At 36.8% G+C, this 7,561-nt stretch carries 6 protein-coding genes and 1 pseudogene; 1 reads left to right on the forward strand and 6 read right to left on the reverse strand.

Annotated elements, in window-relative coordinates; translation table 11 throughout:
- Positions 1-536 precede the first annotated feature (536 nt).
- The gene (locus ACFIMA_RS05875) at positions 537-1,736 is read left to right on the forward strand and encodes an MFS transporter (RefSeq protein WP_375678035.1); all 1,200 of its coding nucleotides are present in this window, start codon (positions 537-539) and stop codon (positions 1,734-1,736) included.
- A gap of 44 nt (positions 1,737-1,780) precedes the next feature.
- Here ACFIMA_RS05875 and ACFIMA_RS05880 read toward each other — a convergent pair whose 3' ends face one another.
- The 6 genes and pseudogenes from ACFIMA_RS05880 to ACFIMA_RS05905 form a co-directional block, all read right to left on the reverse strand.
- Positions 1,781-3,208, reverse strand: a complete 1,428-nt coding sequence (locus tag ACFIMA_RS05880) for an MFS transporter (protein ID WP_375652880.1) — start codon at positions 3,206-3,208, stop codon at positions 1,781-1,783.
- Positions 3,209-3,326: 118 nt separating this feature from the next.
- On the reverse strand, positions 3,327-4,541 hold the full coding sequence (locus ACFIMA_RS05885) for an NADP-dependent isocitrate dehydrogenase (protein ID WP_375613103.1): 1,215 nt from the start codon (positions 4,539-4,541) through the stop codon (positions 3,327-3,329).
- Positions 4,542-5,440: 899 nt separating this feature from the next.
- Positions 5,441-6,478 carry a tyrosine-type recombinase/integrase gene (locus ACFIMA_RS05890; protein WP_375693203.1) on the reverse strand — a complete coding sequence of 346 codons (1,038 nt, stop codon included), beginning with the start codon at positions 6,476-6,478 and terminating at the stop codon, positions 5,441-5,443.
- A gap of 6 nt (positions 6,479-6,484) precedes the next feature.
- Positions 6,485-6,703, reverse strand: coding sequence for a hypothetical protein (locus tag ACFIMA_RS05895; RefSeq protein WP_375630827.1), 219 nt, complete (start codon positions 6,701-6,703; stop codon positions 6,485-6,487).
- A gap of 119 nt (positions 6,704-6,822) precedes the next feature.
- Entirely contained in the window at positions 6,823-7,446 is a 624-nt protein-coding gene (locus ACFIMA_RS05900; protein WP_375693739.1) for a lambda exonuclease family protein, read from the reverse strand.
- Position 7,447: 1 nt separating this feature from the next.
- Positions 7,448-7,561, reverse strand: a pseudogene (locus ACFIMA_RS05905) (recombinase); the annotation flags it as partial.

The raw sequence follows: 7,561 nt of genomic DNA on the forward strand, positions 1-7,561 counted from the left end.
AATCTAGAAACCAAGCACTATTATCATGAGAATTTTTAAAAGACTCTATAATAATTTATAAGAATGGCCTAAAGTTGAAATTATAACTTATCGATTTGGAGGGTCTGTATTCAGGTAGCAAAAATAAAGCAACAATAATTTTGGGGGAGAAGTTTTATCTTTGTATCAAGATAATGATGAGATATTATTCACTTGTTTGAAATGCATTCTTCGGCAAATTTTAGAATTATTTATAGGATATAGTATATCGTTGCAAAATAAAGTTTTCACTGTAAAATTACAATGGCTGAAAAGAGGAGACAAAGTTTATTATCTGGCAGATCTGATAGAAATAGGTGAATACGTCTGTGACCTTGAGGTTTTCAAAGGTTTTTCATTAAAGAATCTTACTTAAAACTCCATAAAATGCTTTATATATCAAAATATTTCTAAAACTTTATTGGGGACTATTGGGCATGCGTATAACAATGTTTTGAATTTTTATTTGTGTGTATTACAGATATCTACGGTTAAAACTCCTATCCAGAAGTGATGATATGAGGGATTCTTATCAACAAAAGGTTCTTGCATTGGGAATTGATTCGAGAATACGGCGTTTAATAATTTTTGCTCTTGCTGTGGGGAGTTTTGCTATTGGTACTGCAGAGTTTGTCGCAATGGGGCTACTACCAGAGATGGCACGAAGTTCCTATGTTGATATTCCTACCGCTGGTCAATATATTTCTGCTTATGCATTAGGAGTTGTGATTGGAGCACCTCTTTTAGCTGTGGCAACAGCTCAGGTATCACGCAAAACTGTTTTGATAGGATTGATGCTTTTTTATGCTTTAGCAAATATTGCTAGTGCCTTTTTTTCTGATTTTAGCATATTAGTCGTATTACGCTTTCTCAGTGGACTTCCCCATGGAATCTATTTTGGACTTGCGGCTATGGTTGCTTCTTCAATGGTAGAAATGAAAGAACGTTCTAAAGCTGTTGGATATGTTATGCTTGGCTTAACAATTGCAACCGTTTTGGGAGCACCCAGTGCTACTTGGATTGGTCAACTTATTGGTTGGCAGATTGCTTTTGTCCTTGTGGGGATGATCGCTTTATTATGTTGTTTGCTTATTTGGAATTTTTTTCCTTGTGATTCAAGTTTTCCAAAAACGAATCCTTTGCAAGAAATGGGTGCATTAAAGCAAAAGCAGGTATGGCTTCTTTTGTTGATGGTGTCGGTGGGAGCGTCAGGATTATTTTCTGTTTTCACTTATATCAAGCCAACATTAATGCATATTTCTGGTGTTTCACTTGAGTTGGTACCATTTATCATGCCGTTAGTTGGATTGGGTATGGTGGTAGGAAATCTCTTGGGGCCTAAATTGGCCGTTAAAATTGGTATTTCGCCGATGATATTTTTTTCTATGCTTTGGAGCGTATTTGTTTTTTTTCTTTTTTTCTTTTTATCCTATGCTCCGTTAACGGCAGCAATAGGATGCTTTTTTGTTGGAACTTCTTTTGCTGCTATGCCTTCTATACAAACAAAAATTATGGATGTTGCATTACAAGGACAGATTTTGGCAGGAGCATTAATGCAGTCTGCTTTTAATATTGCCAACGCTCTTGGTGCAGAATCTGGAGCATTAGTTTTAAAATTGGGCTATAGTTATGAATATACAGCTGTTTTAGGAAGTGTTCTAACTTTGTGTGGATTAATGTTTTTTTGCATCTCATGGTATATGGAGAAGCATGCTTAATATTTTTCATTTTTTAAATGAAGAAGGAATTTTTATATTTATTTTTAGTTATTGGAATGTCCTGTTGGATTTTTCAATATGCAGTAAGAAATGCGCAGTGCTAATGGAATAGCAAGACAAAATAAAAGACCCATGAGCACTATAAGGAGAGTTTTTGCTGCTAAGATCATTCCTATTGTTCCTCCAGGATTAAAGAGGCCTGCAAGATTGGTGATGACTCCTGCTAGAGTTGCACTTAAGGCCGCTGAAAATAGTTGTACAGAGGTAAGGGATTCACTGGCACGGAGAGCATCTTCATCATTTGCACATTGTAAGATCCTTGTGAGCAAATGTGGCCATGCTATGCCCGCACTGATTCCAATAGAAAACAGTGCTAAGCAAATAATAAAAATATATTCAAGCGCGGAAACTTCTGTTGGGATGAGCCATAAAAGAATCATTATGCCTAACAGTTTTAATAGGGGCGAGTATACAATGATGTTGCGAATTTTTTTTGTGGAGAGACCAGCACTTGAGATGGCTCCACATGTCCACCCTAGGCTCATAAGTGCTGCTATATAACCAGCAATAAGTGGAGCTTGCCCATGAAGCTCTTGAAGAAAAAGTGGAAAATAAAGTTCTATACTGTATACGACTGTTGTCATAACGAGTATCAATGCGTAAACAGAAAAGATTTCAGAAGAGAAAGAAAAGGATTTGCGGGGCAACATAGGATGAGGGGTAGATGATTCGATTTTTGCTAGAACAAAGAGAAGACTAAGTCCGATAACTAATCCGCAAATTTTTGCTATTGTAGACTCCATAGCCCCTCCAACAGAAATAATAAAAATCAATAAGGTGAGTGTGAAAAGCTGGAGAAGAGGAAGAGGGGGTGTTGGAACATCGTTTTCATTCTTTTTTGGTAAAAATTTAAAGGCGATGAGTGAGAAAAATATAGCTAATACGCCAATGATCAAAAAGGATGCTCGCCATAGGCCATAATATACAGAAAGCCCCCCGATTGCTGGTCCTAACAAGGTTGATATTCCCCACATTCCAGAGATAATACTTAATGCATGTGACCATAAAGATGGGCTGAAAACAATCCGTACCATGGAATAGGATAGGGATAACAAAGAACCACTTCCAAATCCTTGAATAAAGCGTCCTATTAAAAACAATGGCATAGATGAAGAAATGCTGCACATAAAAGTGCCTAGGGTGAAGATAAGTCCAGAAATAACATACGCATTGCGAGGACCTAATTTCCCTAATATTTTTGTTGCAAGTGAAGTACCCACGAGTGAAGCTGTAATAAAGACAGTAGCCACCCAAGAATAATATATTTCACTGCCAATATGATTCATAAGAGAGGGTAAAATAGTAATAACAATATAAACGTTGGTAGCGTGTAACACAACTCCACCTGTAAACGTTAAAAAGCAAAGACCATTTTTACCCAATAAAAGCGCAGACCAGCCCTGTTTTTTCACTGTTGTTTGCTATTTAATAAAAATCTATCCTCTTTTTACTTATAAGGTACTTCTTTGAATTTGCCAAGAGAAATTCAAAGCTCTGTTTAGAGCTTTGAATTTTAATTTAAGTAATAACTTAATTGCCCATTGCTTTTTTGAGATTCTCATCAATTTTATCGAGGAAACCTGTTGTAGAAAGCCACTTTTGTTTAGGCCCAATCAAAAGTGCGAGATCTTTGGTCATAAAACCTTCTTCGACGGTTTTAATACAAACTTCTTCCAATGTCGTGGAAAAGTTTTTTAACTTCTCATTGTTATCTAGTTTAGCACGGTGCGCTAGTCCACGCGTCCATGCAAAAATAGATGCAATAGAGTTCGTTGATGTTTCTTCATTCTTTTGATGCTGACGATAATGGCGTGTTACAGTGCCGTGTGCTGCCTCTGCTTCAACAATTTTGCCGTCAGGTGTCATGAGAACAGAAGTCATGAGACCCAGAGAACCAAAGCCTTGGGCAACAATATCAGATTGGACATCACCATCATAGTTTTTACATGCCCATACGTATCCACCTGACCACTTTAATGCAGAAGCAACCATATCATCAATAAGACGGTGTTCGTAATATAATTTACGGTTTTCAAATTCAGTTTTAAATTCCGTATCGAATATTTCTTGAAAGATATCTTTAAAACGACCATCGTAAGTTTTTAGAATGGTATTTTTTGTTGAAAGATAAACTGGAACATTCCGTTGTAGTCCATAATTAAAGGATGCGCGGGCAAAATCACGAATTGACTCATCAAGGTTATACATAGCCATGGCAACCCCTGCGCTTGGAGCATCAAAAACATCATGTTCAATAACTTGATTATCATCACCGACAAATTTAATACTTAATTTCCCTTTTCCTGGAAATTTAAAATCTGTTGCCTTGTATTGATCACCAAAAGCGTGACGTCCGATAATAATTGGCTTTGTCCAGTTAGGAACAAGGCGAGGGACATTTTTACAGATAATGGGTTCGCGAAAAATGACTCCTCCTAAAATATTGCGGATTGTGCCATTAGGTGATTTCCACATTTTTTTTAGGTTAAATTCTTTAACGCGTGCCTCATCAGGTGTGATGGTTGCGCATTTTATACCAACCCCATATTTTTTGATAGCATTGGCAGAATCGATAGTTACCTGATCATTGGTTGCATCACGATTTACGACGGAAAGATCATAATATTTTAGATCAATGTCGAGGTAGGGATGGATTAATTTATCTTTGATATATTTCCAGATGATGCGGGTCATCTCATCCCCATCAAGTTCAACAACGGGGTTTTCTACTTTGATCTTTACCATTAGAAATCCTTTTTCTTTTAAGCGATACTACTTGTATAACACTTTCAAGTTTATAATGAAAAGTAAAAACAAGGGAAAAAAGCATTCAAATATGAGCTTTTAGAATATATTATCAATAGAGTGTAAAATTTTGTTGGAGGGTTTAATCTTTGAAAAGAAGTGATGTGTTTGCAAATCTATAATTATTCTATGATTGATGAAGAATCTGTTTAATGGATAAGGTAGTTAGATCAGAGGGGGTGGGGATTATGCATTTTTATTATCAGAGATTCCATTTAATAAGTTGATCGTATTCTGAATTATAGTTTCTTGATTTGTTGTGTTAGGTGAATAAGAAACTATTTTTATATTGCTATTCCAATTCTAAGATTATGGTCTGTTTGTTTATAAAAAGTTTAATGTGATAACAAAGGCACTGTAATTAGAAATGCTTCATATAAAATGCGTTTGGGATAAACTTCAGTTTTGAAGGTTGGAAAAAACGTATAAATGATGCGGCTGGTTTTAATTTAAAAACTAACAGCATACGCAAGAATATGATTTATAAAATTACCGTATCGCGCGTTAGAATCCTCTAATTCTTAATATTTTATCGATTCTTATTTTTATTAACTGTGCGCAGTAAAGTACCATCCTCGAAATGCAACAAAGGAATTAATCACCTAATGATTAATGATTCTTGTATCCTTTTTACGAAGAGATACCTTTTAAAATCTTATTCTCTCGTTTTTATTTATGCATCCCTCATTAAAAAAACAAATAAAATGAATATATTACACATAAAGAAAGAATGATGGTACGCCCAAGGGGCGGGTATAGAGTAAATAAAATCAAAGAATTATATAGAATATAAGGGAATTAATGAATTTTGATTCTATTACGTTTTTTTGTCTCTGCCCCTAACTTTTTTGGAGCTTTTTTATAGCTTCAAGAGCTAGTCTTTTACGATCTGCACTCTTTGTATAAAGGGATGCCATCTGATCTTCTGTCCAGCCAAAAATTGCTTTGAGTTGTGATACTGTTGCTCCAGAATTAGCTGCACGTGTTGCGGCTAATTTTCTTAATCCATGCGCCGATTTTTTAATGCCAGCCGCATTACAAGCGTCTCTAAATCCATTCCCAAAGCTTTCTTTGGTGAATTTTTGATTCACTTTACTACAGATAAATGTTTCTTCTCCAATAGGACCAGTTTCAAGCGTTTTAGCTAATTCCGGTAAAATGGGAAGAAAAACATCTGTTTGGAATTTACTTTTCTCTGTTTTGAGATGAATAATATTGTCTTTGACATCTTTCCAGCCAATGCGTACCGCATCACCACGACGCAAGCCCGTATATAAAAGAACATCAATCCAGACACGTTCATGGGTACCATGATGCCATCTTTGATAATATTTTTCGACATCTTCTTCTGTCCAAACAGGAAATCCCTCTTTGTTTTTGAGGGGGGGTCTTTTTATTCCTAAAGCTGGATTATTTTCCAAAAGACCTTGATCAATCGCCCAATTAAAAAGTCCATTAAGGGCTTTCAGAAAATTTCTAGCCATTGCTGGTGTTTCTTTACGCCGTTCAACACCGGCTATGATATGTTTCTTTTCAATTGCTTGGTATGGAATGTTTCCTATGGTATCACATACCTTCATAAGGATGAGTTCTTTTTGTTTTTGGGTGACTTTAGAAAGGTTATGCCAATTGGAGCTATTAAAATACTGTTTAAGGAGCCATGCGAATGAACCTTCGACTAGCTTACCAGTTTTTGATTTAGGAAGTATAAGCCCTTGTAACTCGGCAAGTGCGCTTTTGTAGTTGTCAACAAACTCTTGCGTTCCATAGGTACCGCGTATTCTAATACGTGGTCCATGACCAATACGTACATACCATATAATTTTACCATGACGTGTGACTTCTTTGACAAGATGAGGAGGACGTGGTTTAGGCATGGTATTTTACATCTTAGAGAGTGCGGTTTCGTAATATTCATTCTTTGACAAATCTAAAAGTTTGTCTGGGTGGCTAACTGAATTTGGTATTGGAATATCTGCTTTAAGATAGATAAGCAGTTCACCGGTAGGTTTGATTTCTATGAGTTCGCAACCTTGTTTTTTAGCTTCTCTTAAAGCGCGTGCAATGGCTGGTTGCGTTATAGCAGCTGGACGAGGCGCCATATCTTTTCTCCTTACATTGAGATGCAATTCACGTGTGGCGTGAATCACGCATTACTTGAAAGTGTTAGGAAGGGTGGGGGTGCTTGTAGATATGCGGGGAACAAAACACCCCCATAAGGTTAAGCAGCTTTTGTTGAGAGTTGTTGTATCTCTCGTTCTATCTCTGCTAAAAAGGTTTCAACAACTTGATTGATCTGTTCAATTTGTTGATCATCACGGAGAACACGCTTGACTTTCATACGCAAGTGAAAGAATTCCCCCGTAAAACGTGGGTCATAGCTAACGAAATCACACCATTTTCGTCCTGTACAAGCCATTTGGAATTGCATTTGTGCGTGATATTCTGGTTTGATTTCGTCACCTATACAAAAGCGCATATGTGTTACTGATCTCGGGCATTTGACTTCGATTAAACCGTCTTCTCCAATGAGACCATCGGGGCTAGCACCCGCCATTTCTATTGTGGGGTGTTGGATAAAGCCGCACTTTGTTATATTGGCATCATAAATGAAGCCATATTCTCTCAAGGCATCTTCTTCATGTTCGATACCCCATCTCATATCTTCAGTTTCATAATAAGGGCTTGTTTCGCCTGTTAAGCGCTCCGTTATGAGTTTGATTTTGTAGTCTTCATATTTGCTCGTAGGCAATCCTTTTGCTGTCTTACTGATAATGTTGTAAACATTAGATGCGGTGACTTTACCCAAGCGCGCTTGAAACCATTCTGCTGTTCTTTGTTCCATCTCACACCGCCGTTTGTTGCTCTTGTGGTCCATATTCGATATCTTGGACGTGAATATATTCGGCATCTTGTATAGGCGCCTCTATTTGCTTTTGTTGTAGGAAAGATTGTTCTTT

Source organism: Bartonella sp. AP88HLJMH (genome assembly GCF_042195605.1).
Taxonomy (GTDB): Bacteria; Pseudomonadota; Alphaproteobacteria; order Rhizobiales; family Rhizobiaceae; genus Bartonella.

Excerpts from the sequence above, each read along its gene's own strand:
- ACFIMA_RS05885 (WP_375613103.1), bottom strand. The coding sequence starts at position 4,541 with ATGGTAAAGATCAAAGTAGAAAACCCCGTTGTTGAACTTGATGGGGAT.
- ACFIMA_RS05875 (WP_375678035.1), top strand. The coding sequence starts at position 537 with ATGAGGGATTCTTATCAACAAAAGGTTCTTGCATTGGGAATTGATTCG.
- ACFIMA_RS05900 (WP_375693739.1), bottom strand. The coding sequence starts at position 7,446 with ATGGAACAAAGAACAGCAGAATGGTTTCAAGCGCGCTTGGGTAAAGTC.
- ACFIMA_RS05895 (WP_375630827.1), bottom strand. The coding sequence starts at position 6,703 with ATGGCGCCTCGTCCAGCTGCTATAACGCAACCAGCCATTGCACGCGCT.
- ACFIMA_RS05890 (WP_375693203.1), bottom strand. The coding sequence starts at position 6,478 with ATGCCTAAACCACGTCCTCCTCATCTTGTCAAAGAAGTCACACGTCAT.